Source organism: Cysteiniphilum sp. JM-1 (assembly GCF_008711525.1).
Taxonomy (GTDB): Bacteria; Pseudomonadota; Gammaproteobacteria; order Francisellales; family Francisellaceae; genus Caedibacter.
Genome location: NZ_VXKS01000009.1, coordinates 71,908 through 98,904 on the forward strand (window position 1 = coordinate 71,908; position 26,997 = coordinate 98,904).

Consider the following 26,997-nt stretch of genomic DNA (forward strand, 5'->3'; position numbering starts at 1 on the left):
CTTGTTACAAAACAGATAAATCAGCAACTTGACGAAATAAGTATGCTATTTTTTGTAAGATTGCCAGACGATTATTTTTAATCTTTTCATCCTCAGTAATCACCATGACGTGTTCAAAAAACTCGGCAATTGGTTCATCGAGTGTTGATAAAATCAATAATGCCTCTTGGTATTTTTTGTCACTTATTAAGGTAGATAGCTTACTTTCAACAGCGTACAATGCTTCAAATAGATTAATCTCTGCAGCTTCTTGCAATAAGCTTTGATCAATATTCAACGCATCATTCGCCTCATTTATGGCATTTTTTGCCAGAATATTGGCAACACGTTTGTTGCTTTGTGCCAAGCGCTCGCATGCTGTATGCGATTTAAAGGCAAGTAAAGCATTAACACGCGCATCAAAATCAGCAACATCGGCGTGATCAACCGCTTTAACCGCTTCAAAGACTTCTCCGGCTACACCCTCTTCTTTATAGATCACTTTCAAGCGATCAATGAAGAATTGCTTCAAACTATCCTTTAAATCTGCTTGTGCGCTTAATTGACCTGCTTGGAAGGTGTTGATCGATAACTCAATCAAGCTTGATAATGAGATCGCTAAGTGATGCTCTTTTAATATACGTAGCACACCAATCGCTGCACGCCTTAAAGCAAATGGATCCTTATCCCCTGTTGGCTTTTGTCCAATGCCAAATATACCAACCAAAGTATCCACTTTCTCAGCGATGGCTAACGCTTGTGCTACTTTACTTTGAGGTAGCTTATCGCCTGCGTATTTTGGCCAATATTGCTCTTCAATTGCCTGACATACTTCATCATCTTCGCCATGTGCTTTGGCATAATATTTACCGATAATGCCTTGTAAATCAGTAAACTCATAGACCATATCGGTCATGAGATCTGCCTTACTTAAGTAACCCGCGCGATGCGCAAGCTGCTCATCTGCACCAATAACCTTAGCAATCGCTTGCGCTAATAACGCGATGCGCGCTGTGCGATCAAATACAGAGCCCAATTCCTTTTGGAATGTGACAACCTTTAGCTTTTCAACATACGTTTCTAACGGCTTTTTAACATCGGTATCATAGAAAAACGCGGCATCTGATAAGCGAGCTGCCATTACCTTATTGTTACCTTTAATCACCGTTTGTGGGTTGGAGCTTGCGATATTACTCATGGTAATAAAATGATTGATCATCTTATTGTTATTATCAACTAAGGCAAAGCACTTTTGGTGTTCTTCCATGGCCGATATTAATGCTTCTTGTGGCACGCGTAAAAAGCGCTGATCAAAATCACATAATAAGGCATGCGGATACTCGACAATGGCGGTAACCTCTTCAACTAAATCATCATTTAGCACTGCATTGGCTTGATGTTTCTCGGCTAATGCTTTGGCAGATGTGACTACTTTATCTTTACGCACTTGCCAATCGACCAATACATATGCCGTTTCCAGTTTACGTACATAGTCACTGGCATCATTAATATGTATTGCATCTGGTGCGTGAAAACGATGACCATAGCTGATATGTGAAGTTTTACAACCATAAAAGGAAGCATCAACTAGCTCATCAGCAAGAAGCAGTATTGCCCAATGCACAGGACGCACGAACTGATATTCTTCATCGCCCCAACGCATCATTTTGGGAATCGGTAATTTCTTCAAAGCGTTATCAATAATATCAGCAATAATCTCTTTAGTTTTTTGTCCCTTTTGTGCCACTTGATAAAAAAGGCGTGCGCCTTTGCTGTGTTCAATAGTGGTAAGCTTATCAAAACTCACACCACAAGACTTGGCAAAGCCTAAAGCGGCTTTAGTTGGCTTACCATCCGTATCATATGCTTTATCGATAAAAGGACCTTCTTTATCGATTAATTTATCTTTTTGCGTTGTTTGTAATTGTTCAATCACAAAAGCCAGACGTCTTGGTGAGGCATAAAATTGCTTAGATTGATAGCCAATCTCTAACTCATCTAATGCTTTACTGACATTTTCTAATAGCTTTTGCGCCATATTTTTTAAGGCTTTCGGTGGCAGCTCTTCCGTGCCTAATTCAAATAATAAATCAGCAGTATCCAACATAAATCAATTTCGTTAATTTCATCACTTGCAATGGGGCTGTATTTTAACGTCAATAGCGAGCAAAAGTAAGTAAAAGCGTTAAAAACAATAAAAACAGCAAAAAAATAAAAACCTAAAACTCTAAGGGAAAAATACTATTTTCACTCTGCTTTAGTATACTTTACATCATTTTCTTCTACACTGTCCTTGAGCATATGAGAAGACATGCTCATCCCCAACTTAAAAGGAAATTAAAGGAGAAGACAATGAAACGATGGAAGTTAATCATCAGTGCTTTGATGTTAGTAATCACACCCTATCTATTTGCTACTGAGATCAAAGTGATGACGTATAATGTGAATTTATTACCCAACATCCCTACCCCGTTAACCACGAATTTAAATAAACCTTATCAACGCGCTTATTATATCCCTAAAGAGATTGCCCAACATAATATCGATGTTGTCGCACTGCAAGAAGCAATTGCACCGATTTCTTTTTATATCTTGGATAAACGCATGAAAGCTTTTGGCTATAAATATCGGACAAATGTCGTGGGTCAGCCGAGTTTAGAGCATCTAAATCTGCTTAATGGTGGCGTTGTTATTTATAGCAGATATCCGATTGTTGGTCAGCCTCAATATGTTGTTTTCCCACGCTCTTATGGACTTGAAGGGATTTCTAATAAAGGGGCAGTATTTGTTGCTATTGAAAAAGACCATCAAGTATATAACTTCATTTCACTACATGCACAAAGCTTTAGCGGCACTATCGATGATAATGAATTTAATGTTTGGAAAAGACAAATGGGTGCTTTGCAAGAAGCGATTTCAAATAGGCATTACACAAGTAATGACAAAGTCATTTTAATGGGTGACTTTAACGCAGATAGCGGCTATTCGAGTACCACAGAACCCACAACGGGCAATATCGTCTATCAAACATTGCTTAGTATGCTGCATTTAAAATCAAGCGCGCCTTTTGCTCAAAACACACTGCCCTTTAGCTATGACAAATTAACCAATAGCATGGCAGTCAGTGATGAAAGAACAACACTTGATCACATTCTTTGTATCGATGGCGCTACATGTCCAAGTGGCGCACAATCAACCGTTGAAATCGTTGCTCTTAAAAATAAGCACCTAGGTGACATGCCAGATTTATCTGATCATTATGCAATGATTGGCACGTTGGTTTATCCTTAGTCTTTCTTAAGTTTTATCTTTTTGTGATATTGGTTGCATTACCTGCCCTAAGCGAAACTTCTTATTGCCCAATATCGCCTGATTATAGACCACCATATTGCGCAAGATATTCTTAACGTATTTGCGCGTCTCACCAAACGGGATGATTTCAATCCATTGATCTGCATCTAGTTGTTGCGCTGGTAACCAATTCGCCGCATTACCTTGCCCTGCGTTATATGCTGCCATACCAATAATCAAATTATTGTTAAACAACTGATCCATAAAGTTTAAATTAGCAGCTCCTAACATAATCACTTTTTGCGGTTTGTATAAATCATCATCTTCATAGCTTAAGCGGTATTTTTTTGCTAGAAATGCCGCTGTTGTTGGTAAAAGCTGCATGAGTCCTGTCGCACTTGCCGAAGATACACCGTGCACACGAAAGGCAGACTCTTGACGCATCATCGAGACAATTACATCTGGTTTGATATGAAACTCTTTACCTGCTTTTTGCACATCCGACCAAAATGCTAGCGGATATAAACCAGTTAGATTGCTCGAACTTCCCGCATTAGCATAGGCACTGGTTGAAATCTGGTAAATTTTCTGTTTCTCTGCAAGCTCAGCAATGGCTAATTGCTCCTCGTTAGTGAAGCCATTTCGACTAAAGCGCCATAAAGCAAACGATAAACCATACTCTTTGATCTGATACAAATCAAAGATCTGCAAAACGGTCTGATTATTTGCCATCTCATCTACGGTTTTTTGATCAACCTTAACGGGTTTATTATTTAACGCATAAGGCAGACCTAAGTCATCGGCAGCTAAAAAGCCATAATAACTCGTATCTTTTGCCAACGCTGTTAAAATCGGTTTAGCTTTATCAGCTTGCTTTAAAGCTTGGTAACTTTTTGCCTGCCAATAACGCCAACCATCTTCTGATTTGAGCGATTGCGGCAATTCACTATACCAATTTAAATAACCATTATAATCATTCCAATAAATTGCTGTACGTAAACGCCATTGCCATAATAGACTTGATGCATATTCATTTTCGATATCTTTAAGCCACTGCAGTGCTTTTTTGTTGTGCGCTCTAGCATAACCAATCGCAATTTCGGCATTGATTAGATTAATCGTTTTATTATCTAGCAAATGTTTTTGTTTAAAGGCAAGCCAAAAATCCTCAGCATAATGTGTATCTTTAGCCGATAGATTGTCCATAACACTGATAATAGCGGATGAGAATCCATTGATTTTATGATATTGAACTGTCCAGTCATCCATATATTTTTTAGGATTTTGTGTCGTTTTTAACCATAGTGCATAAAAGCCTTCTAGCTCTTTATTGTTTGTCTTATTGATCCATTTCAGTGCATCTTCAACATAGCCAGAAGTAGCTAGTGAATAGGCTTTGAGCCTAATTTGGCGCTCGTTGAGCGTCACCTTACTTTCCCAGGTTGACTCAAAATCATTACATGCTTTTGGCAAACGCGCACGCGATAACCAAAGATCAGTAAAATCATTAATCGCCTTAGCCTTATCACCAACGCTATACTCGGCAACAACAGCATAACACTTGCCATTAAAGCCTAAGTTATTGTCATAATAATGTAGGAACTTCTGCCAATCTTTTTGCTTAAGATAGTAATTTGCTAAATCCTGCTTTAATTGACTTGCCCAAAAGCTGCCTTGATTTTGCTTTAAATAAGCATCGATGGTTTCTTGTTTAAACACATCCGGATCAACTGAGATCTCTTGATATTGCAAAAAGGGATATAACGGTGTTTTAGTAAGCTTTGCTTTGACTTGATAGTAGTCTTTATAATTTTTTGCCAAAAACAGGCTTTCTGCTTTATTGAAATTCGCTAGATCTGTTTTATTCATTGCAACACTGGTCAATGACATCAGCATCGATGAAGTCAACAGCATTAATTTTCTAAATTGCATCTATTTATATACCTTAAGAACCATAACAGCGATTCATCTTAATAAAAAACATGGCATAAACTCAATAATTGCAGTCACCTTTGTATTACTTTAGGTAAAAAAACTCTACAATGAGCTACTTCAAATAGACATGCTCGCACACATGATTATCTTATACTCTGCATTAGTCGGATTTTTTGCAAGCTGCTTATCCAGCATCTGATGATGTTTATCGTTGCGATTTCAATGCTTGTTTAGCCATATTAATCCGTTTTTCAATTTTTCAATTTTCCTATTTTTGCATTATCGCTTTGGCGCTCTATACTTAAGCTGCAAAAGGATCTGATATGTAATTAATGGAAAAAGCATGCCAAACCAACTCACACAAAAAATAAATACGCACTTCACAACGCTTTTTCTAAAGAACTATATCAGTTTTCCAAAACTAATTAGTGTTATGTTGATTCTAGTCATTCTCAATAGCTTTTTTATTACCGCCATTCACCTGCACTATCACTCAAAATATGAGGATTCATTAGTGCAAAACTCATTGTTTAGTTTACTGCGCATTCGTAATCAATTTCTAACGCAAGCCAATGTTGAGCCACGTTTTGTTTACTTTCAAACAGAAGTCGATCGAAGTACACAGCTCAATCAATTTAATATTATCTTTCAAAAAGTTGCTGGCGCCTATGAAGTAAAGAATACCTTTGTTAGCAATGAGTTATTTGATCAAATGCATCATGACCTACAAACTCATCATCAGTTATTTATCACCAGTCCGATTAACGATGATAAAGGCCATAAGATTATTACTTTTTATGTCTTTTTAAGTCCTGATGATGATTTACCTTATCTTTTAAGTAGCAGCATTAGTATTAGCATTGCGATTATTCTTTTACTATTTTTCATGTGGTATTTAGCACGCTTTATTCTGCCTAAATTACTGCTTAATTCAGCAACCACCGACAAACAAATAAGCCATTTACCAAAATACTTGAATAAAGATGTATCAATCCTTAAACAGCAGATTCAATTATTACTCCAAGAAAAAACGATTATGTTGTCGTCAATGTCGCATGATATGAAGAACTCGCTGACCAAATTAAAACTCTTAAAATACATTATTGATAACGAAAAAGCCCAAGCAATCCTAAGTCAAGAAATCGATGAGATGCAAATGATTATTGACTCATCTTTGGCTTTTGCAGAGCGTGGTAATAACAATGCCAAAGTGAGTTTTGATCTGTGCGCATTTCTTGACAATCTATATCAGCAGCTTAGCCAACGTGGCTATAACTTTATTTTTGACAATCAGCTAACAGCACATACCTTTTTCTTGGGATATCCTAATTTATTAAAGCGTGCGTTATTAAATATCATTAATAATGCGGTAAAGTATGCACCTAATTACACGTTAAATGCCTACATTGAAAATGATCATATTGTCATTGATGTTAAAGATAACGGTCCTGGCATTTCAGAGAGCGACTTAAAAAATATTGCTCGCGCATTTACACGTGCGCAACACGATGCACATCAAAATATTGATGGTCATGGCTTGGGACTAGCTATTACTCGAGTGGCTATTGAGTTTAACTCCGGCAAACTAAGTTTTGAAAACTTACAACCCAATGGGCTGCTTGTCCGTATACGTTTAGCGATTAATGAAAGTTAAATGCTACAAAATGACCCACCCCCATACTCTACACTACACCGATGGTATACATCACAGTAAATAATACATATTTATTGAAAGTAAACTACATAAGATGTATTTTATAGCTACTTTTGTTTTAGCTAAACATTATAAATGCTAGTAACTCTAGCTAGTACAAAGCCAAGTAACATTATGGGGTATAAAACAATGATAGTGAGGGATAGACAATGGGGTTAACATTATACGCACCCGTTAACGGGTTTATTGTTGAATTAGATCAAGTGCCAGATCCAGTATTTGCACAAAAAATGGTTGGTAATGGCTTCGCAATTGAGCCTTTGGATCAAAACATCTACTCGCCAGTAACAGGCATTGTTAAAAATATTGCGAAAACAAAACATGCCATCACCATTGCTACTGAGTCAGGCTATGATGTACTTATTCACTTAGGGCTTGAAAGTGTTGCACTTAATGGTCAAGGAATTGATGTGCATGTATCAATCAACGATCAGGTTGATATCAACACGCTACTACTTAGCTTTGATCTAAGCACTATAAGTAAAAAAATTAAATCCTTAATTACACCGGTGATTATCACTGATTATCAAGAGGATGATCTTTTATTGAAGATAAAAGGAAGGTGCTCGGCACAAACACCAGTCATTAGCTTAGATAGCACAGCGCATAATGATAGCAACAAATCAGCATTAAAAACGCAAGACCAGATTTTTGTGACGCGTACTATAATCATCAATAACCCACATGGCTTGCATGCTCGTCCTGCGGCATTACTAGCACATACTTTAAAATCATTTGATGCCACTGCGATAATATATAAAAACAATAGTAGCGCTGATGTTAAAAGTCTTGTGGCATTGATGGGACTAAATATACAACTCAATGACAAAATCACACTGACTGTCAGCGGTGAAGATGCTGAAAAGGCAGCTTGCGCATTAGAAAATGCACTCGTTAACTTTGTTGATGATCACATAGCCGAAGCACAACCCATAAAATCTGAACTTAATCAGACTAAAGTTAAAGGTAATCAATACCTTGGCATCTCTGCTGCTAAAGGGCTTGCTATTGGTCAGTTACAACAAATTAATGAAGAAAGCTTTAACTATGCCGATGAAGCAAATGTACCAGAAGCACAAGAGCTCGAGCGCTTTACATTAGCGAAAGAAAAGCATGAAAAGCAACTATCAGCACAAATGACTACTTATGCGTATGATAAAGCAAAGCATGCGATGCTTGGTGCGCATATAGCGCTTTTAAATGATGCGAATATTAATAGCAGCGTCATTCAATTTCTAGCTCAAGGCAAAACAGCAGAATATGCATGGGATCATGCAATTTTAGAATCAATCACCATTTTAGAGAAGACTCAAAACATCCTGCTGCAAGAACGTGTTGCCGATTTGAAAGACATTCGCAAACAAGTCTTATATATACTAACCAATAGCACACCAACTAAAAGACACTATAGCAAGCCCACCATTCTTATCGCTGACGAGTTTACCTTATCAGATATTTTAGAGGCGGATCAAAATGTCGTAGGTTTTATCTCAACAAAAGGCGGTCGCACCTCTCATGTTGCGATTATTGCCAATAACAATAACCTGCCTTTATTAATCCAAGTGGATAGCAGTTTATTTAACCATTGTGCTCAAGATGTTATCTTAAATGCAACGGATGGTTATGCCATTATTAATCCTGATCATGATACGATAACGCAATACCAAGCTAAAATTGCTACTTTAAATGATGCCTTAGCACTAATGCGCGCTAAGGCAACAGAACCAGCTAAGACAAAGGATGATCATACGATTCATTGTTATATGAATATCAAATCAGCTGAAGGATGTCTCAACTTCTCGCAATCAGGTGCTGAAGGCGTTGGACTCTTTAGAAGCGAATTTATTTTTTATGACCGCTTGGCAGCGCCAACTGAAGATGAGCAACTTGGCATTTATAATGAAGTATTAGATGCAACCAATGATACACCTATTATCATTCGCACCTTAGATGCAGGTGGCGACAAACAAATCGATTATTTAAATATGCCGCATGAAATGAATCCCTTTTTAGGTGTTCGCGGCATACGCTTATGTTTGAAGCACCCTGATATTCTACGCACACAATTGCGCGCAATCATTCGCACAGAAAATCCTAACGCGCATATTATGCTGCCAATGATTACAAATATTGCTGAGTTTCGTCAGGTCAAAGCCATCTATGAAGAAGAACGTCTGAAACTTGGTATTAGCATAAAACAGCCCTTGGGCATTATGGTAGAAGTGCCAAGTGTTGTCTTTCAAGCAGAGCTGTTTGCCAAAGAAGTCGATTTTATGTCGATTGGCACCAATGACTTAACACAATACCTTTTAGCAATGGATCGCGAGCATGATGCGCTTGCCGCTGAGATTGATCATTTACATCCGGCGGTTATTCATGCCATTAATAACGTCAATATTGTCGCACAAAAGCACAATACTAAGCTCTCCATTTGTGGCTTAATGGCTGCAGATCAAGAAGCACTTGCGATACTCATTGGCTTAGGCATTAAGCATTTATCAATGCGCAGCAATATGTTAGCTGAGAATAAAGCGTTGATTCGTCGACTTAAGCTCACTGATTGCCAACAGTTAGCACAACAAGCTTTAACACTTGAATCAGCCGAAGCTGTAAGAACACTTGTACGTCAACAAATTAGTTTTAATGAGGGAGGAAACTAATGGCTAAGAAATTTAACTTTCAAAATTTGCAACAACTTGGTCGCGCATTAATGCTGCCAATTGCAGTATTACCCGTTGCTGGTATTTTACTGCGATTTGGACAACCTGACCTACTCAACATCAAAGCCATTGCCGATGCTGGTAATGCGATCTTTGCCCACTTACCACTTTTATTTGCTGTGGGCGTAGCCCTTGGCTTTGCTAAGAAAAATCATGGTGCCGCTGCCCTTGCTGCTGTCGTTGGTTTCTTTATTATGAATAGTGTTATCAATACGATTGATACCGGCGTTAATACGGGTGTACTTGGGGGGATTGTCATTGGTATTGTTGCCGGCATGCTTTATAATCGTTTCTATGAAATCAAACTCCCCGAATACCTCGCATTTTTTGGTGGTAAACGTTTTGTGCCGATTATTACGGGACTGACTGCGGTATTGCTTGGCTTTCTCTTTGGATACATCTGGCCACCGATTCAAGAAGGTATTAACGCCTTTGGCAATTGGTTAATTGGTTCAGGCTCGATTGGTTTGTTCCTCTATGGTGTTTTTAACCGTATTTTATTGATGTTTGGTTTACATCATATCTTAAACAATCTCGTGTGGTTTCAATTTGGTTCATTTCATGGTGCTGCTGGCGTTGTTCATGGCGATATTGCACGCTTTATGGCAGGTGACCCAACAGCAGGTGCGTTTATGGCAGGTTTCTTCCCCATTATGATGTTTGGCTTACCTGCAGCTTGCTTTGCGATGTATCGCCATGCCCATAGTCACAAGCAAAAGGCTGTTGCTGGTATGCTGTTTTCTATCGCCTTAACTGCCTTTTTAACTGGGGTGACTGAACCGATTGAATATAGCTTTATGTTTTTGGCACCCGTTTTATATCTGATACATGCTTTACTTACTGGTATTTCAATGGTTGTAATGTATGTACTAGGTGTCAAACTCGGGTTTACCTTTTCAGCAGGACTAATTGACTATGTGCTTTTCTTTAAGATGGATACACATCCGTGGTTATTGCTGCCTGTGGGTGCAGTGACTGCTGTTGTTTATTATTTCTTATTTAGTTTCTTTATTAAGAAGTTCAACCTGTTAACCATTGGTCGCGAGGTCGATGAAGTGGTTGAAGAAGATGAAAAAGATGAAAAAGAAGCATCTCAGTTAACCGACTCACGTGCACTTAACTTTATTGGTGCTTTAGGTGGTAAAAACAACTTAGATAATATTGATGCGTGCACAACACGCTTACGCTTACAAGTCAAAGACAGTAGTAACATCAATCAAGCATTGCTTAAAAAGCTCGGTGCGCGCGGCATCGTTGTGCCTGATAGTAAAACCGTTCAAGTGATCCTAGGACCTGAGGCAGATCTTATTGCAGGTGAGATGAATGAAGCGTTACCATATTCCGCTGATATCCCATTTATTAATACAGCTGCAGATAAAGTAGGCAACCATAGTAAAACAACTGCAAAAACCGTAAAAACAGTGAGCGAAGAAGCTAAGTGCTATGACATCGATGCCATTGTTAACGCACTTGGTGGCAATGATAATATTGTCAATGTCAGCATGTGTTCATTAACACGACTTGATATCGAGCTTAAAACGGCTGATAAGGTAAATTCAAGCACCTTATTTGCGCTTGGCATTGATGGCTGTATTACCTTGGATAAACACTTAGTACAACTATTGGTAATGCAATCCCCTGAGACGTTGTTAACGGAGCTAACATCAACCCCCAATCCTCTTGTCTAATTCATCTTGCGCATACTAAAGTTCGTCGCCCATTGCCTAGATCACTTGCTAATCACCAACACGTTTAAAATACTACCGCCGTCGCGATGGATACATCGTCCTTTTGTGCACTAATAATTTTAGGGAACTTTTTATTTAGACTCGAAGATTTTTTGTATACTTCCAGCATATCGCTCTGCACCTCCCTGTATAAAAAATCAGGTAAAATATTTTTAATGCTTTTAATCCCGTAACTTGCCGGAGCATTTAAATTTGCAACTTTCATAATATGCTCACTATCAAAAAGTGACTTAAAGATTTTTGCAAATCTCCTCTGATCTTCCTTGTTATACAAGTCAGGGAAACCATCCTTATACTCCTGTCTATAAATCAACAAACTATCTGCAAAAATAGACAATAAACCTTCACGATCTTTGCCTGATTTACAAGAGCTATGCACCATACCACCCGCTTGATTTACTGCAATAAGCTCATATGCTGCTCTTGATAGCATATCCCGACGAGAAGGGTTTATTTTGAGCATTGCTTCCTCGTACTTATCCAAGCTTTGCCTAACAATATCTGTAGCTCTAAGTTTTTTATAATTTAAATTAATTTTCATTTGATTTACAATATTCGAGCGATAATCCACACCTCTTCCTGCAAGCCAAGAATTAGCAAAAAAATTATTTAATTTGGCTATACCACTTAAGTTCAATGAATGATTTGTTGCAATAATAAGTTTTTTAGTTTCACGTTTCGATAATTTTTCTAAAGCACTATTTTTCATTGCGAGCATTTTACCTTCAGCATTCAAACCTTGATTGACTAACGTTTGAAATAAAACAATATCTGTTCTTGGCTTCGGATTAATTTCTTTCATGCTACAATATAAATTATTGTAGTTTTCACTTGTGTGTTTTTGTCTGGAAATATCTTTTTTATCTAAATAAGTAACACCAATAGAACTTTTTAAATAACCTCCTCGACACCAAAGTTTTTTATCATTATAGCTCATATTGTGTTGCCAAACATTACTATTACCCGTCATGCGTGACAGAGAGCTTTGTAACTTCTCTTGCATAAGCTTCTCTGTCAACATGCATGGATTACCCTCAATATTGAACTTACTTTCAAGCCTAAAACCTTTGTGTATATCATTTACTGTCTTTTCTAATGCTAAATGTTGATCTTTCCTTGATGCCGGATATAACTTGGCTTCTCTCTGAACCATGATTGAACGTATTATTGATAAAGAATTTGTAATATCTTCTGCCGATGTCCCTTTTTCAAAAAACTCTGATAATTTCTTATTTTGATATTCGTTAGGTTTTTTGGACAGCAAGAAATCAATTAAAGCTTGTTGTTTTTCATAAAGTTTGCTGGCTGTTACTTTTTTATGCTCACCCTCTTCAAAAAAAGTTCTGATGTGTATTTCCTCCATCCTCTCTTTTATTGATTTTTTATCACTTTGCTGATCATTAATTAAATCCATACCATTATGAAGACTTTCAGCCAACTGCATTCTGAGCTTCTTGTCATTAATCTTGCCAAGGTTAATGCCATGCAAATCTTGCATAAAGATATTTGCTGGATCAGTAGGTAGCTTTTGCGCGAGATCGGCAAATGCCCAAAGACCACAACTTACAGTATCCTTTTGTCTTTTATATTTTGTGATTTCAAAATCGCATTGATAATTACGATAGTTTTCAATTTTTTTAACCGACATCGGCTCACTAAACAAGTTATTTCCCAAATAATCATTATACAAGCGATATATTCTGGCTTCCGATTCATCACCTTGATATTCTTTCTTTAGTAAAGCATGACCATAACTATCATCAACAATACTTTTAGTTAATGCATTTTCAATTGCTTGAGCCGCTGTTTTAGCATTATATGTATCACCAAAACTATCTGTTACTTTAAGTAATATTCTTTTATCTGTAGAGTTAATATTAACTACAGCATTAATCCAATGATTACCTCCAACACGTAAAATCAAACCAAAACAATCATTGATAGCGAAGCTTTGTTCTGTAACCCGCTTACTAATTGCATCTGCCAAAGATAATATATTATCTTGGCTTGGTGACCCATCATTGCTATCTAACTGCGCTATAATAACTTTTTCTTCCAAACTCGCTGCTTTTATTAGTTTTTTTAAATCAGAGTCTAATAATTGATAATCAAAATCTAAGGCATTATTCCTTACTTGCGATACAAAGCTGAGTTCTTCAGCCAGATTGAGTGTGGTTTTAGTTTTTTTAGCAGACATAACCGGAACATAAGGTTTTATTTGACTATCGATTTCATACTGATCCTTATCATATTCTTGCAAACTTTCTAAGGTTTTATATAGCTTTTTCCTACTACTTTCTTGACTATCAAACGTTTCTTTATTTGAAGCAGATAAGAGCTCAAGCGGCTCACTAAGCTTATTTTGTGCCATTAACACTTTGACTCTTTGGCTAAAGTCCTCATAGCTTAATTTTGTTGATTTACTGCCCATCTTAAAATCCTGATTTATCACTTGAGTTTTTTCTCCAACACCATTAGAGTCTAGATCAACAGAATCAATATCACTCAGCATATCTTCTACGTCCCCAAAACTTTGAACTGCTTGGGCTGATTGAATTTTGTCGCGTAATTTACTAGAAACATTTTCTGGATGAATATCAAGAGTATTATTATCACTTTTATCAGCAATCATCCCTTCAATATGTGCTTTAAAAGTATTAAGATCTGGATCCATCTCTTTTGTATTGACATATTGTGCTGACATTGGAATGTTTAGCACAATATTATCAAAATACTGTTGAGCAGAACGATAACGTTTACTGTCTACTAGAATTCCTTTATCTTTATTTAATCCAAGTGCAACAGTTCCTGTAAATTTGCGATCATCAACATCATTTACAAAATTACCTGCGCTAATACTAAACGTAGCGCGCCCTTTTATGCTTTTAGGAAATACATTAGGATGTAATTTAAACCAAGACAAAACCAAAGTATTCAAGCTTTTTAAGTCTACTTGCTGATAATGATAGCGCTTTGTTTTTCGTTTTTTATCTTCATAATCTCGGGCATCATCCTGATGATGTACGAGCTTAGCATGCTGAAATTCAGCATCTTCAATAACTTCATTCCATTTTTGTAGTGCTAATGCATAGCTTAATGGTTTTTTTAACAAGACAGCAACTTTGGTAACAACTTCTTTTAAATCTCTATCCTCAACCATGTCTTGCATAAGCTCAACTACTTGTTGCAATTTAGATACATAGTCATTTCTTATAATAACTTTTTTTTTATCTTCAATCACATAATTTTCTTTAATGTTTTTAATTTTATTATTCACCTTCCGACGCTCTTCTGACATTTCTAAAATACTATCTAGGTATTGCATATTTTTAGTGGAAATCGTCTCTAATGTATTATAATACTCATTGGTATAATCTTCATTTAGCCATTTTGAGTCATCAGTAACACTTTCCACCCTTTTCCCTAATGATTTTAGTCTCTGAGCAAAAAATCTTGGTGATATATTATCTCTTGTCTGATTCAGAAAAAATTCTCTCTCTAATTGACTTGCAATCTCATACCGAGTACTTCCCAAGTCATTTAGCAGTGTCAATAATTGAGTTAATTTATGTTTATTATCCTTAGTCATATTAAACTCCTAGTAATTTGTTTTTTAGACTGTATTTATGTAATTAATAATTACTTATAATCATTCGCTGAATCACTCTCTGATGAAACAGAGTCAATATCCTGATTATCATTTTCTCGAAAAGGGCTCGGCAGTCGGTACTGTTTTTTGTTCTCAAGCGTATCATATTCAGCTTTGGTGATGACAAAACGTTGGTGTGTGCCACGAGCAACAAAAAGTTTGCTCAAGTGCTCATCCTGTTCAATATAATTTTTCTCGATTTCTTTAATAATGAACTCCTCTTCCAAATTAGTATATTCTGAGCATGAGGCATGAGTATTTTTGAAGTTCAGAATATAATCATCCGCACCCAACTCTATCGAATGCAATGCATGAGCTAACTCATGGATAATTGTGATTTCTAACTTTCCCTCACGCACCTCGGGTGATGTATCTAACTCAGTATCATGATTAAAAAGTTCAACATTAAAGTTAATTCTACCCTCAAGCAGGTAATAACCAGAATCATCCTCACTCACAGAAAGATGAATGTGATTGTCTTTATTTTTAATTATTCCAAAATTAAATTTTTGCTTAAACGCCTCGGAATTAAGTGCTTTACTGATATATTTTTCAATGCTTTCTCTTTGGATGCTTGGCATATTTGCAACAAACGAAAAGTTTATATTTGCCGCAGCATCAAAAAATGAGTAATTATCTATTGTTTTGTTTATATTTTCCATAAATTTACTACCATAGCCAACGGTTACTTTTATATCTATTTTTACTATTTCCACTAGCAATCATACATGACTGAGTGATATTTCCATTTTCAAGACAAAATATTTGCAAACTATTTGGATTTGGAAGTTTTACTTCTAACCCATCACTCATACAGTTGATATTCTTAAATCCTGGGTCATAACTACAGCAATAATTTCCTTTACAAATTTTGCCGCTATTCAAGATAGTAGACCAAGGAATAATATCTGAGCCGTTATTTTTTATATCTTCTTGTGTTATAAAAACAGATTCGCCTGAATCATTTCTCATAATAAACTGCTCCAAGCCAAAGAAGCTTATATTTTGAGGCTTCTCAAGTAGTCTGATGTATAGCTCAGCATAATCACCCTTACTAACTCTAGTAACCTTCGTCTGCTGACAGTCAGTTGCGCCATCTCTGTTATTTAAGCTACAAAAGCCAAAAGTAATTGCTTTACGTGTATCAAATATTTTATGCAACAGATTTTGATCAGTAGATTCTGGTAGCTCCTCTCCATTAAAATGCTTATCTTTTTCGTTAATTAAATCATCCATAATATCAGGATCAACTAATTGATTTACAAACCCTTCTTCTTTACCGCCAGTAGTATCTATAAATGCAAATGTGTTTGAATAAACTTTTCTTGTCTTTTTATCGGTAACTATAAGCCTAAATTTTGCCAATCTTACATGACCAAAATTAGAATAACTACATCTGGGCAACTTCTGAGTGCCCACTTTTACAACTATTTTAGCTTTAGTTTTTTGAGGTATGTTCGCATCTAAGTTGTTTTGAATATTACCTATTTTAATAAAATTTTTATAGCCCAAGAGTTTATTATTTTCATCATAAAAATAAATGGTTCCATTCCAACTTAATGATGCACATAACGTATTCTCTATTTCAACTTTAACTTCCTGATTTTCAGTATCCACATTATCAATCACAATTTTAGTTGCAGCAAAGGTAATGCTTAAGGATAACGTAAGCACAAAAAGGCAACCTTTAATAAATCTTCTTAACATCACAACTCCATAATTTTTAAATATATAAGCTATTATCTAATTCACCTCTGGAAATAAGATTCTCAATTTTATTCTGCCGGTGTGTGTTTTTCTCTTTTAATAAAATATCCAATAAATTTAGGTCATTCTTTTGCAGTGCATCTACTACTAAAGTTTTGGTTCTTTCATCTAATATTAGATACTCCCTTATAGCCTCATAACTCCCTGATTTTGTACGAATTAATTTCTGCCAAACTATTGCATCCAATGAACGTATTAAGTCAAAAATAGCCAACCTATCATCACCTAATAAATGTTTGATTCGAGAAAAAGTATCTACCACACCTTGGCTATGCATTGTTGTACACACGGCATGACCAGTAATTGCAGCATTTAACAGCGCTAGTAAAGTATCTAAATCACGCGTTTCACCAACCATGATTACATCAGGGTCACGACGCATCGCATTTCTAATACCTGATTCAAAACTTTGGATATGTTTGGGAACCTCCGATTGTGTAATAATTGAATCTGTCCTTTTTGGGCTAAATGTATATTCAATAGGTGCTTCGTACGTTACAACCTTGCACGCCTCTGTTTGCATACGATACTCTAAAGCGCTTGCCAATAATGTGCTTTTACCAGAGCCGGTCGAACCTGCTATAATTACTAGACCTTTATGTTTAACTAATATCTGCCTTAAATCATCTTCAACTACTAACTGGGTCAATTGTGGAATGCTATTTTGAATAAGTCGCATTGTAATTTGCCCTGAAGTGTTAAAATCACCATTACAGGCAGTAATATTAACTCGATAACGCACAACACTACTGTCGAATAGCTTCAAAGAGTATGAAAAATCCAACTCATTTCCTTTTAAAATTTCAGCAAAGCCATTACTACCATACAATGCATTAACAATATCAATCATTTCCTGATGAAATAAAGGTTTATCAGTAATGGATAAGAGCAACCCCTTTGAGCGCACTTTGATCGGCGAATTAACTTGAAAATGAATATCACTAATCGGTTTAGTTGCATAAAAAGATAAGATGTCTGCTAAATCACTTTCTGTAAAATAATGTATTTTGAATAGTTTAATATCATCCATACATCACATCCTTATTAAATAACACACCAATAGAAGTCCCTTGATTTAAGGTAACCGTTGGAGGTCTTCTAAAGTTTTGTTTTACTTCATCAGCCATAGCGGTTCCCATCTGACCTAGACCTGAAGCAATGGCATCATCAACCGTAACCTCTCTCTGGATCGGGAATTTTTGGTCATATGGGTATATATAATAGTTGCTAGACTGATTGAATGCATTACCAAATCCTTCTAAAAATGACGCCGCAAAAAGACTGCCGTAACGTGATAGATAGTGATTGTCAACATCCGACGCCATTCCCATTTGTGCGCTATCAGGATCAACAGCAAAAGCATCAATTGCTAAAGCCTTTTGCCCTGGAAGTGCCAGCATATTGAATTTAATTACAAGTGATTTATCCGCTAGTTGAAATGCACCTATTAATTTTGCACCTTTATATTCTCCTGTTACAACTTCAGCCAATACTGGCGTGCCTTTTTGGTCACTGTTGACTGAGGTATGAATAACGGCAAATAAAATTTCACCCGCTTGAATTCTAGGTGGTAACTCTGAGGATATTTCATGTGCCGTTTTTTCAGAGCTATCATCTACAGCTATTTTTGTAGTAGTAAGAGTATAATTTCTACCCCATTTTTCTTTTAACTTTGTAAAAGCATCTTGTAAATCACGCGCTTCAGCAATTTCAACATTTTCTTTAATCTGTTGATCATGAGATACACTTTGCTGTTGTTTCACATACTCTTTTTTTGTTTTTTCTAATATATTTGACTGACTATGCACCCTATCCTTAAGTGATCTGCTCTGTGCCTGTTGATCAGACTCGAGTTCTTGCTTATTATATTTTTGTACAGTGCTTTCAATATAGCTTTTACCATTTTTTTCAGCCTCATCATAAATCTGCTCATTATACTTCTTCATAAGCTCTTGATAAGCTATTTTATTTTTGGATTGCTTAATACTATCAATTTTACTCGGTGGCAAATCAGCTCCAGACTTTTCATTACCACCAAAATAAATGCTTATCACACAAACACCAATCACAGCAATACCTAATAATTTAACCGATGGTTTCTTAATCAATTTTCTCATTAAACTCATTCCAAGTACCTTTGTTTTTAGATGCTAAATTTGCACTTTAACTGATTCAACATGACCATTGTTACTAACAACCAAGCTAGATGCTTGATCAAAAATATAAGCATTAAGAGTAACATCACCATTGTTTACTGAGGATTTATCTTGCCAACGTGGCGACAACAAGATGCCATTTGTTACCAACAAATATTTTCCTTGCCAACTCCACATACGATTAGAGCCTTCAGAGTCTATTGTAAGTCGCTTAGCTCCTTGTGGTGCTATTCCTGTTAACAATTGTGTGAGAACGGAGCTTGTTTTAAAATTTGGCTTAGCTTGCATACCTTGAATATCATCTGCTCTTGTTATCCGCACATAATCGATTGAGTCATATACTTTTTGCCCTGAGGTTAAAGTCAGCATAATCGGTGTTTGTACTCCTTCAACAATAATTAAAAGATTTGTTTCTTGATACGCCTGCTTAGCTTGTAAAATGATAACCTTAGTTTCTTCTACATATTCAACATTAAAAGCTGCACTATCACCCAAGCTATACTTTAATACCTTTAAATTTTTTCCAGAAATATCAGTCATTACCACAGAACTTATCCTGCCTAATCCCAGACGAATAACCGGAGGTACCGTCTGTGCCATTGGATTTAGGTCAATATTTAGAATTCTAGGAGCTGATGCAACACTACTTTGCCCTGGCATAACGGCAGTTGCTTTTTCGTTTTCTTCAGCCTTTTCTCGAATCTGAGCAATTTCATCACTTGATAGGGGAAAACTTTTATCAAGCGCTTGAGTAAAATCTGCTGAGTTCTTAGGTACGGAATCACTTGAAATAGCTGTTTTTGCTGCACAAGCAACATTAACTGACATCGCAATGGTTAGTAGTGTTATCAAAATATTTAACATATTCGTGTCCTTATTTACCGTAAAGCTTCCACTTCTGGCTTCCAATCCTGTAAATTAGCATTTAACTGTGGTTGTTTATCAATCATTAAAGCACGATTATCAATTGACATAGCATTATCTTTCGCTGAAACAGCTAATTGAGTAGAGCTAATAACAGGATAATCAACCATCCCATTGCTAAACAAACGTTTATAATAGATCATCCCAACATAATCACGCTCAAGCTCACTTAATTTTTGTGTGTATATTTGCTTAGCCTGATTAACACCAATCACCGTTGCATCGGATAAATATCTATTCCATAGACTTTGCTCTTGAGTATTCTTCGGCATGATAGAGATATCTGGCTTTAATGGCTCAGGGTAATTTAAAATCAAATAGTCATGCCAAGTAGGCATATTAGAATAAAACTTAGCAGGGCGTACAATCTTATAAAAAGATCCCGAAAAAGTAACCTTATAATCTTGTACTTGCATTTTATTTTTTGAGCTAATAATTACCGGTGGTAAAATATTGCTCTCCAAGATAAGAGGTGCAAAGTTATATACTTGATCGAGTGTATTAGAGATTAGACGTAGCGTTCTATTAATTGTTTCCGATGCCCAATATAAGCCTGCTTGAGTCCCATATTCATAAGCGGCATTTTTTAATGCCTTACTTCTAATATTAAACTTTTCATCCGTTTTTTGTACGATCTTATTATCATAGACAGTGTCTAAATAAAGATCTGGTGAATCATAAATCATTAAACATACCTCATACTAACTAGCTTCTTGTCAGTATTGATGAAAATTTTGACCTGTTTAGCACTCTGCAGCTGGATATCTTGTAAAATTTCGAATGCAGTAGCTTTTTTAGGTGAACGATCATCTCCAACCCTCACAATAACAGGAAACTCTGACTCTGTTCCAAAAACTTGGAATTGATAACCAACATTCTCAGCAATCTTCTCCAACAAGGGTTGTACAGCACCATACCAAGTAATTTCAAGTGCTTTAGATAACTTATTGCCATCGACATCTTGAAATGGCATCTCTGTCGTTTTATGTGCCATAGCATAAACACGATTAAGCTCACTTAAAGATACTGAAATACGTTCAGCTGACTGATTTATTTGCAACAACACGGTTTCATTTAACTGTTGACCTGTTACACCTGTATTTGCTTTTTCAGGTTTTTTCTTAAAATACGAAACACCAGGCAAAGACATAATGGTTGAACAACCTGATAAACAGACTAGTGCGCCTGTCATTGCTATCAACTGAATTGTCTTGCTTATTTTAATATTACTTTTCATTATCACCTCTATTCAAATAATGGAAACTAGACTCGTTATTTGATATCAAAATCACCTTGATTAATCTGGAATGTTTTTTGAGACTCCCCATCACCAGCATTTTTCATCACAGTTGATTGCAGCATTTGAATCATCGGGATTAAGCCTATTAGAAAAACGCCAACAGCTGCATGACCAATCGCATTTTTAATATTTTCACCTTGCGCCCCTTGAGACGTATGATGTTTTCTAAATAATTGTAGTGCATGGAAACAAAACCAAACACCTATCAATGTGGCAATAATTTGAACAAAAGTAATCATCCCTTGAATTTGCTTCCATAAATTACCTGCCATACTTAACCAATCACCACTGGAATATCCAGCAAAAGCTTGGGAAGAACCTAGCACTGATAAGAAAAGAATATTACCAATGATTAAAGATTTAATTGCTTTATTTTTCATAATGAGTCCTTTTAGGTGTGTTTATGTCAATTTTCTTAAAGCTACTTTAGCTTTGTTCGTCACTATTGTATTTTGATAATAAAAATAAAGAAGATCATAATACGCACAAATAAGTGCTTACACTCAGCACCCCCCCTGAAAGGACTTTCTCCTAAGTCCACAATCAAGCAAATGACGGCGGTTATTCATTTTTATTTAGTTTTGAAAGAGGGCTCTGACACATAGGGGCGCCCAAAAACGAATTTTGTAATGGGTTTGATAGCTCATGGAGTTGTGCTGAAATGACCGTGATTTTTTAATATATTAGCATCTCGTTTAACTCGTTCAGTATAAACAAAATTGGGAGGAATCTTATTTCCGTACGTAAATGAGGGCTGCTTTTTGAGCTCGATTTGAGTGTTATCATCTTTTCCCAACTTGACTAATTGTGATACATATTCAGATCTAAACTCTGAATATTGATCGTCATATTTATTTTCTTGAACGACACTTAGATATTTATCATCGTGGGATTTATTACCACTGTTTTTTTGTCCTAGACATTTTTTATCAACATGCTTTCCAGGTTGTGTCACAACAGCGGCATCAGACAGCACAGTAGTCAACACAAAATTAAGTTTTGTAGCATTAGATTGTTTGATGGATTTAATCAATTTATTCGGTGTATATTTTACTTCACAAGCTTTACCGTTGTCATTAAAAATTTTTTCTTGAGAACTTATCATTTCTATCGCTGCAGCTAGATTAATTACAAATCCTGGCTCTGATGCCCAGTACTCACTGCCATTATCATTTCCACCATGCTGCCCCAACGCTCTTACTTTGCTGCCTAACAAAAGTTGCTGATGATTATTTAAATATACATATGAAGAGCCAACTATACCAACTCGTAGAAATTCTTGATTGCCACCATCTGATAATTGTAAACCTTTTACTATCCGTTCGGATGCTTTCATAGGCTCAATCTTATCTAGATACTCTCCACTTGAGCACCTTTTAAGCTCCAACATCTGAAAAGAATCATTAAAATCCTGTAGTTGCACATAAACATCTAGAGCATTATCTACTTCATAGTCAAATTCACCTAAGAGCTTTGTAATTCCTTCCTCTCTATGAAATGCATGCTTTTGCCCCCCCCCCATTTCCCCGTGTATACCATTAGAATCCCTTCCTTTTTAGCTGCCTCAATGAGTAATTCGAGTTGAGCATCACCCTCGTCACCACCATTAACTGCAATTACGCATTTAATATTCTTATCATCACATTCTTGATGATTCACACTATAGTATGATTTATCCGCATACTCTTGCAATGAATTTTGATCAACTCCTCCATCTTCTAATATGAATAATTCTTTCACCTCATCTACGGGTGCTATGGTTGCAGTAATGACCGCAATTTTATCAGATATCAGCATCTTCATGTAGGCATTGAATTTATCGCGTGTACCACTATCCGTTAATTTAGCCTCTAATTGTGTTAATCTCGATTTTATATCGCCAAATAATAACTCATTATCACTGCTAGTAAAATTTAGATCTGATGTGCTTTCCATATCACTGCTAGTAAAATTTAGATCTGATGTGCTTTCCATTTTTATTCCTTAATAATTTTTGTTCTTTTGATGTTCCCAGAGTTCTTTGCATCTTAAACATCAAATGGGTTGCTTTCTTATTTTTTCTTGTTAATACTTGTGCAAATTGCAAATAACGCTGTTATTGCCCAACTTTCATCGAAGTCTCATTAGACTGATCCAGTTGTTGTTCTTTCTCAGAAAAAGGAGTTTTTGGCACAAGTTTTACTGTTGCTTCATTCAATTTTTGTAGTTCTTTGACGCAACTAAGGCTATCACCAACAATGACATTTCTACCCACACCTTCTTGCTGAACCGCCTTTAGAGCCATTTCCATCTTTGATCCTGGAGTTACAATAATACCACAGCCTGTTTTCTCAGCAATCTGTAGTAATAATCTTGCCTGAGGACGCCTATTTACATTAAAGTCAATATTTTGAAGTTCTTTATCGCTAAATAAAATCTGAAAACAACCCTTTTCTTCTACAAATGTAAAGCGCTTGCCATCTATCTCATATTTTTTATCCTTTTTATAGTGCTCAAAGATTTTCGAACCTTTACACGTTTTAGCATTTTGCTTTTCTTTATGAGATACATCATTTGCCCTAATTACCAGCTTAACTGCATCTTTCTGCTGTTGCGCTTCTGACTCTTTATCAGAGTTCAAATGAATGTCTTTTTCTAAAACTATGTTTGTAGATGACTTATTTTCTCCATATTCAGATTTGCACTTTAAGTTACGACTTTTTATAGCTGTGAGTTCATCTCCAATCATAGATTTTGCAAAAGATTTTCTTTCCGCCACCAGAAGTTTATTAGCAGATTTAGCAATCACACTTCGACTACATCTTATTCTATCTCGTTGACTAACTTCTCTCTTTTCCATATTTACACCTTAAAAATTTTGCCAATTTATGATAATGCCAAACCAAATGTATTATTCTCGATTAGGTTGATTTGAATTTTCTTCATTCTTAACTAATTTAGCCTCATTCTCTTTATTGCGAGCCTCTTGAAACATTTTTTCTTGTTTCTTTTGCCCCACAAACCCTGACATACTTCCGACAGCCTGCCCGCCAGAAGAAAAAGACTGTGCATAAGTATCACCATCTGATTTTTGATACTCTTGCGCCTTATTCGAGGCTTCTTGTCCTGCAGATTTCATTTCTCCTGCCTCTTTTTCCACATTGCCTTTTACTTGATTTAGCTCTGAGCCATCACTGCCACCATGACTGGTTCCGCCAATCCACTTTAATAACTGCTCAGGAATTAAATAAATAGGCGAAAAACATTTCTGAAAGCACAGCACCATAAAGCCCGCATAAGTCAAAATGGCAATCAATGACACGACACCCGTTGTCCACGAATTGGTTACACCACTACCCATATTGGTAATCTGACCAAGAATGGTATGTAGCGCTGTTGAGGTAAAGTTCACCACAAGATATACAGCAACCATCCCCACAAACATACCAATCACAAATAATACTGGCTTAAATATAAGACTTACTAAAATGGATAACCCAGTTTGTGCCTTACCCCACAACTTATGCCCTTCCGGATAAATTAAGCCCATTGCCATAATAGGTGCGGCAATCACCGCCTCAACAACAAGCAGTAACCATGCTACCTTAGCAGCCCAGAATAATATAAATGGCATCAGCGGAATAACAAAGGCAAATAATACACCTGTAATAAATAAAAATCCTGCAATTAAAAATAAAAATGGTAGCATTATAAGCTCACTAGTTAAATCAAGCATAAGGTATTTAATCGTTATATCTCCTCCTGTCTTTGCTACTTCAGCAAATGCTTTAGGTATCTGATGCCATGGATTGGATATCGATATTAGACCAGCGGGAATCTGGGCAGGAATAAACCCTGCCGTGAGTGTAAACGTACTCGAAATACCATAACTTATGTTCGCCGCTAACTTCACATTAGAAATCTTATCTTTGATACCCTGATACACAGAAAAAATACTTTCAATAGCCGTATCAATCATTGAATGCCCTAACTGAATAAAGCTTGTTACTTGTGACGTTTGCCCACCAATAATACCGTCATTATCCTCAGTTTGACCAATCTTCCAGATATCAGACAAAATTCCGGTATTGACATCGCCAATACTTCTACCAAATATTTTATCAAGCATCCGCTTACTTTGACTAACAGTATTATCAACACTAGCGTCTCCCGCAGCCAACTTTAAATGAACACCTGATTGATTAACATACTCCAACGTGTTCAATAAACTAACAATCACCTGTCCATATATTGGATCATTTGGGTTGTTTTGTGCATTTGTCTGCATAATGGATGTCATAATCTGGATCATATAAGCATAATCAAATGGCAAACCGTCATACACGTAGCGATCAATTAGCTGATAAGCATTGAGTTTGTCAGCTTCAGTTTTATACGTCCATTTATCTTCTTTAACACGCTGTTTAAGCCCTTTTGCTGTCTCGGACATTTCAAGACGAAATTCATATTGTGGCTGACTCTTATGTTGATCTTTTTTAAGTTCTACAGTTTCTGAAAATTTTTCTTCCTCTGGAGCTTCATACTCACTTGCATAGATATTCTTAATATGGTCAATCTCTTTCGTGTTTAGTCTTTGATGCCAAAAATCTAATGTAATATTTGTTATCTCTGATGACAAGTCTTGATTGGCTTTATTGTTCTGATAAACTTTGTCAAATGTTTTAAGCGCTTCGTATAATTTATTAAGATTCTTATTAAGACTCTGGTCTAACTGTAAATAGACTTGATCAATATCCCACCAACCTGTTTTTGTTAAGTCAGGGTGATCTTCTGCAGTATCATTTGACTTTTCACTTAAAGCTTTAAGCATTGCTTCAGTCAACTGCCTAATCGCTTGTGTATCTAAATGTGCAGATAGATCTATCTCTTGTTCTTGCGTTAAATTATTCGCATCAGTTGAGATTTGCATGATAGCGCTATTATAATTTGGTGTATTGTCTGGGATATTGAGCTCATAGAATATGTTATGGAAAGATGTCGCAAAAGAGGTGTCATTAGGCATTGACAAATAGTTAAAGAATAGCTTTCCATTTAGCCGCATCCTCAATATTCTAAACTGACCATAAATATCACCGTCTAAATAAGCAGTAGATTTTTTGCCATATTGCAAGCTATCTGCTACGTACGGAATTTTGATAATTTTTTTAAATTGGAACAATAACCCTTCATTTTGGATAAACATCGTTGGATCATAATCTTGCATTATGTGATACTGACATTGGTATTGAGACAAGCTATCACTTAGTTGTCTTAGAGGTTCACAAACGGTATTGCCCTGACCACCTTGCGCTGATATTGCAAGTTGCCCTAGCTTGGATATCATCACATTATTAAAAACCATTAACCCCAGAGCATCGTCAAGTTTACCTTTTAAATTTGGACTTATAACAGCAGGCGTTCCATTATTAACGCTCTTCATGGTATCCTCTAAAACGGTATTAGCCAAACCAATCCCCATCAGCACAACCGTCATTACAAAATACTGAGCAATGCAATAACCTTTGACTATTGGCACAATCAAGCCAGCACCAACAGATAAACGCAAAGGCATCCAGTAACTATCCCAATCTTTGCCAAGAAAATTACCTTCTTTCGCTGAGTTTATGGTGCCTACAACAACAATAAAACCATAAATAATAGTACTAATCATTAGCACAGCAGTTGTAAAATTATAAATTAGCTCATGTAGCAGTGGCTGTGTAGCATCTTCTTTAGGTATATCCCCAAATACACCAAAAATACTTCGTAGGATTTCTATTGATTTATCATCTGGATTTTGTCCAAACGGATTAATATTGCCAAACATGAATGATT

General features: G+C 36.2%; 19 protein-coding genes. 4 read left to right on the forward strand and 15 right to left on the reverse strand.

Translation table 11 applies throughout. The annotated features are described in order from the left end of the window. Positions 1–4: 4 nt before the first annotated feature. Positions 5–2,086: a glycine--tRNA ligase subunit beta gene (glyS, locus tag F3D68_RS05705; protein ID WP_151193485.1), complete on the reverse strand. Its 2,082-nt coding sequence runs from the start codon at positions 2,084–2,086 to the stop codon at positions 5–7. Positions 2,087–2,331: 245 nt separating this feature from the next. Between glyS and F3D68_RS05710 the strand changes: the two genes are divergently transcribed. Then, positions 2,332–3,270 carry a sphingomyelin phosphodiesterase gene (locus tag F3D68_RS05710; RefSeq protein WP_191092719.1) on the forward strand — a complete coding sequence of 313 codons (939 nt, stop codon included), beginning with the start codon at positions 2,332–2,334 and terminating at the stop codon, positions 3,268–3,270. 6 nt (positions 3,271–3,276) lie between these two features. Here the strand turns inward: F3D68_RS05710 and F3D68_RS05715 are convergent, their stop codons facing one another. Continuing rightward, positions 3,277–5,202 (reverse strand): lytic transglycosylase domain-containing protein, encoded by a 1,926-nt coding sequence (locus F3D68_RS05715; RefSeq protein ID WP_151193487.1) that lies wholly within the window; start codon positions 5,200–5,202, stop codon positions 3,277–3,279. A 346-nt stretch (positions 5,203–5,548) separates the two neighbouring features. Between F3D68_RS05715 and F3D68_RS05720 the strand changes: the two genes are divergently transcribed. The 3 genes from F3D68_RS05720 (at position 5,549) to nagE (ending at position 11,327) form a co-directional block, all read left to right on the forward strand. Then, positions 5,549–6,859 (forward strand): sensor histidine kinase, encoded by a 1,311-nt coding sequence (locus tag F3D68_RS05720; protein ID WP_151193488.1) that lies wholly within the window; start codon positions 5,549–5,551, stop codon positions 6,857–6,859. 209 nt (positions 6,860–7,068) lie between these two features. Next, positions 7,069–9,579 carry a phosphoenolpyruvate--protein phosphotransferase gene (gene ptsP, locus F3D68_RS05725; RefSeq protein ID WP_151193489.1) on the forward strand — a complete coding sequence of 837 codons (2,511 nt, stop codon included), beginning with the start codon at positions 7,069–7,071 and terminating at the stop codon, positions 9,577–9,579. Continuing rightward, positions 9,579–11,327 (forward strand): N-acetylglucosamine-specific PTS transporter subunit IIBC, encoded by a 1,749-nt coding sequence (gene nagE, locus F3D68_RS05730; RefSeq protein WP_151193490.1) that lies wholly within the window; start codon positions 9,579–9,581, stop codon positions 11,325–11,327. The genes ptsP and nagE overlap by 1 nt, the downstream gene beginning before the upstream one ends. A 64-nt stretch (positions 11,328–11,391) precedes the next feature. Here nagE and F3D68_RS05735 read toward each other — a convergent pair whose 3' ends face one another. The 13 genes from F3D68_RS05735 to F3D68_RS05795 form a co-directional block, all read right to left on the reverse strand. Beyond that, positions 11,392–14,976: a hypothetical protein gene (locus tag F3D68_RS05735; RefSeq protein WP_151193491.1), complete on the reverse strand. Its 3,585-nt coding sequence runs from the start codon at positions 14,974–14,976 to the stop codon at positions 11,392–11,394. Between the two features lie 50 nt (positions 14,977–15,026). Next, positions 15,027–15,698 (reverse strand): hypothetical protein, encoded by a 672-nt coding sequence (locus F3D68_RS05740; RefSeq protein WP_151193492.1) that lies wholly within the window; start codon positions 15,696–15,698, stop codon positions 15,027–15,029. Between the two features lie 7 nt (positions 15,699–15,705). Then, the gene (locus F3D68_RS05745) at positions 15,706–16,743 is read right to left on the reverse strand and encodes a hypothetical protein (RefSeq protein ID WP_151193493.1); all 1,038 of its coding nucleotides are present in this window, start codon (positions 16,741–16,743) and stop codon (positions 15,706–15,708) included. Between the two features lie 16 nt (positions 16,744–16,759). Next, a complete protein-coding gene (locus F3D68_RS05750; RefSeq protein ID WP_151193494.1) occupies positions 16,760–17,833 on the reverse strand; it encodes a type IV pilus twitching motility protein PilT in 1,074 nt (357 codons plus the stop codon). Next, positions 17,826–18,929: a TrbI/VirB10 family protein gene (locus F3D68_RS05755; protein ID WP_151193495.1), complete on the reverse strand. Its 1,104-nt coding sequence runs from the start codon at positions 18,927–18,929 to the stop codon at positions 17,826–17,828. Before F3D68_RS05755 ends, F3D68_RS05750 begins: the two co-directional genes overlap by 8 nt. 24 nt (positions 18,930–18,953) lie before the next feature. Beyond that, a complete protein-coding gene (locus F3D68_RS05760; RefSeq protein ID WP_151193496.1) occupies positions 18,954–19,823 on the reverse strand; it encodes a DotH/IcmK family type IV secretion protein in 870 nt (289 codons plus the stop codon). A gap of 14 nt (positions 19,824–19,837) precedes the next feature. Next, a complete protein-coding gene (locus F3D68_RS05765) occupies positions 19,838–20,569 on the reverse strand; it encodes a type IV secretory system conjugative DNA transfer family protein (RefSeq protein WP_151193497.1) in 732 nt (243 codons plus the stop codon). Further along, positions 20,569–21,120, reverse strand: a complete 552-nt coding sequence (locus F3D68_RS05770; protein ID WP_151193498.1) for a DotD/TraH family lipoprotein — start codon at positions 21,118–21,120, stop codon at positions 20,569–20,571. Before F3D68_RS05770 ends, F3D68_RS05765 begins: the two co-directional genes overlap by 1 nt. A gap of 35 nt (positions 21,121–21,155) precedes the next feature. Next, positions 21,156–21,563 (reverse strand): hypothetical protein, encoded by a 408-nt coding sequence (locus tag F3D68_RS05775; protein WP_151193499.1) that lies wholly within the window; start codon positions 21,561–21,563, stop codon positions 21,156–21,158. Positions 21,564–21,826: 263 nt separating this feature from the next. Continuing rightward, positions 21,827–22,705, reverse strand: a complete 879-nt coding sequence (locus tag F3D68_RS05780; protein ID WP_151193500.1) for a hypothetical protein — start codon at positions 22,703–22,705, stop codon at positions 21,827–21,829. After that, on the reverse strand, positions 22,648–23,157 hold the full coding sequence (locus F3D68_RS05785) for a hypothetical protein (protein WP_151193501.1): 510 nt from the start codon (positions 23,155–23,157) through the stop codon (positions 22,648–22,650). Before F3D68_RS05785 ends, F3D68_RS05780 begins: the two co-directional genes overlap by 58 nt. 121 nt (positions 23,158–23,278) lie before the next feature. Then, positions 23,279–24,022, reverse strand: a complete 744-nt coding sequence (locus F3D68_RS05790; protein ID WP_151193502.1) for a hypothetical protein — start codon at positions 24,020–24,022, stop codon at positions 23,279–23,281. Positions 24,023–24,073: 51 nt separating this feature from the next. Continuing rightward, positions 24,074–26,989, reverse strand: coding sequence for a DotA/TraY family protein (locus F3D68_RS05795; protein WP_151193503.1), 2,916 nt, complete (start codon positions 26,987–26,989; stop codon positions 24,074–24,076). Between the last annotated feature and the right edge of the window lie 8 nt (positions 26,990–26,997).

Excerpts from the sequence above, each read along its gene's own strand:
- glyS (WP_151193485.1), bottom strand. The coding sequence starts at position 2,086 with ATGTTGGATACTGCTGATTTATTATTTGAATTAGGCACGGAAGAGCTG.
- F3D68_RS05710 (WP_191092719.1), top strand. The coding sequence starts at position 2,332 with ATGAAACGATGGAAGTTAATCATCAGTGCTTTGATGTTAGTAATCACA.
- F3D68_RS05715 (WP_151193487.1), bottom strand. The coding sequence starts at position 5,202 with ATGCAATTTAGAAAATTAATGCTGTTGACTTCATCGATGCTGATGTCA.
- F3D68_RS05720 (WP_151193488.1), top strand. The coding sequence starts at position 5,549 with ATGCCAAACCAACTCACACAAAAAATAAATACGCACTTCACAACGCTT.
- ptsP (WP_151193489.1), top strand. The coding sequence starts at position 7,069 with ATGGGGTTAACATTATACGCACCCGTTAACGGGTTTATTGTTGAATTA.
- nagE (WP_151193490.1), top strand. The coding sequence starts at position 9,579 with ATGGCTAAGAAATTTAACTTTCAAAATTTGCAACAACTTGGTCGCGCA.
- F3D68_RS05735 (WP_151193491.1), bottom strand. The coding sequence starts at position 14,976 with ATGACTAAGGATAATAAACATAAATTAACTCAATTATTGACACTGCTA.
- F3D68_RS05740 (WP_151193492.1), bottom strand. The coding sequence starts at position 15,698 with ATGGAAAATATAAACAAAACAATAGATAATTACTCATTTTTTGATGCT.
- F3D68_RS05745 (WP_151193493.1), bottom strand. The coding sequence starts at position 16,743 with ATGTTAAGAAGATTTATTAAAGGTTGCCTTTTTGTGCTTACGTTATCC.
- F3D68_RS05750 (WP_151193494.1), bottom strand. The coding sequence starts at position 17,833 with ATGGATGATATTAAACTATTCAAAATACATTATTTTACAGAAAGTGAT.
- F3D68_RS05755 (WP_151193495.1), bottom strand. The coding sequence starts at position 18,929 with ATGAGTTTAATGAGAAAATTGATTAAGAAACCATCGGTTAAATTATTA.
- F3D68_RS05760 (WP_151193496.1), bottom strand. The coding sequence starts at position 19,823 with ATGTTAAATATTTTGATAACACTACTAACCATTGCGATGTCAGTTAAT.
- F3D68_RS05765 (WP_151193497.1), bottom strand. The coding sequence starts at position 20,569 with ATGATTTATGATTCACCAGATCTTTATTTAGACACTGTCTATGATAAT.
- F3D68_RS05770 (WP_151193498.1), bottom strand. The coding sequence starts at position 21,120 with ATGAAAAGTAATATTAAAATAAGCAAGACAATTCAGTTGATAGCAATG.
- F3D68_RS05775 (WP_151193499.1), bottom strand. The coding sequence starts at position 21,563 with ATGAAAAATAAAGCAATTAAATCTTTAATCATTGGTAATATTCTTTTC.
- F3D68_RS05780 (WP_151193500.1), bottom strand. The coding sequence starts at position 22,705 with ATGGGGGGGGGGCAAAAGCATGCATTTCATAGAGAGGAAGGAATTACA.
- F3D68_RS05785 (WP_151193501.1), bottom strand. The coding sequence starts at position 23,157 with ATGGAAAGCACATCAGATCTAAATTTTACTAGCAGTGATATGGAAAGC.
- F3D68_RS05790 (WP_151193502.1), bottom strand. The coding sequence starts at position 24,022 with ATGGAAAAGAGAGAAGTTAGTCAACGAGATAGAATAAGATGTAGTCGA.
- F3D68_RS05795 (WP_151193503.1), bottom strand. The coding sequence starts at position 26,989 with ATGTTTGGCAATATTAATCCGTTTGGACAAAATCCAGATGATAAATCA.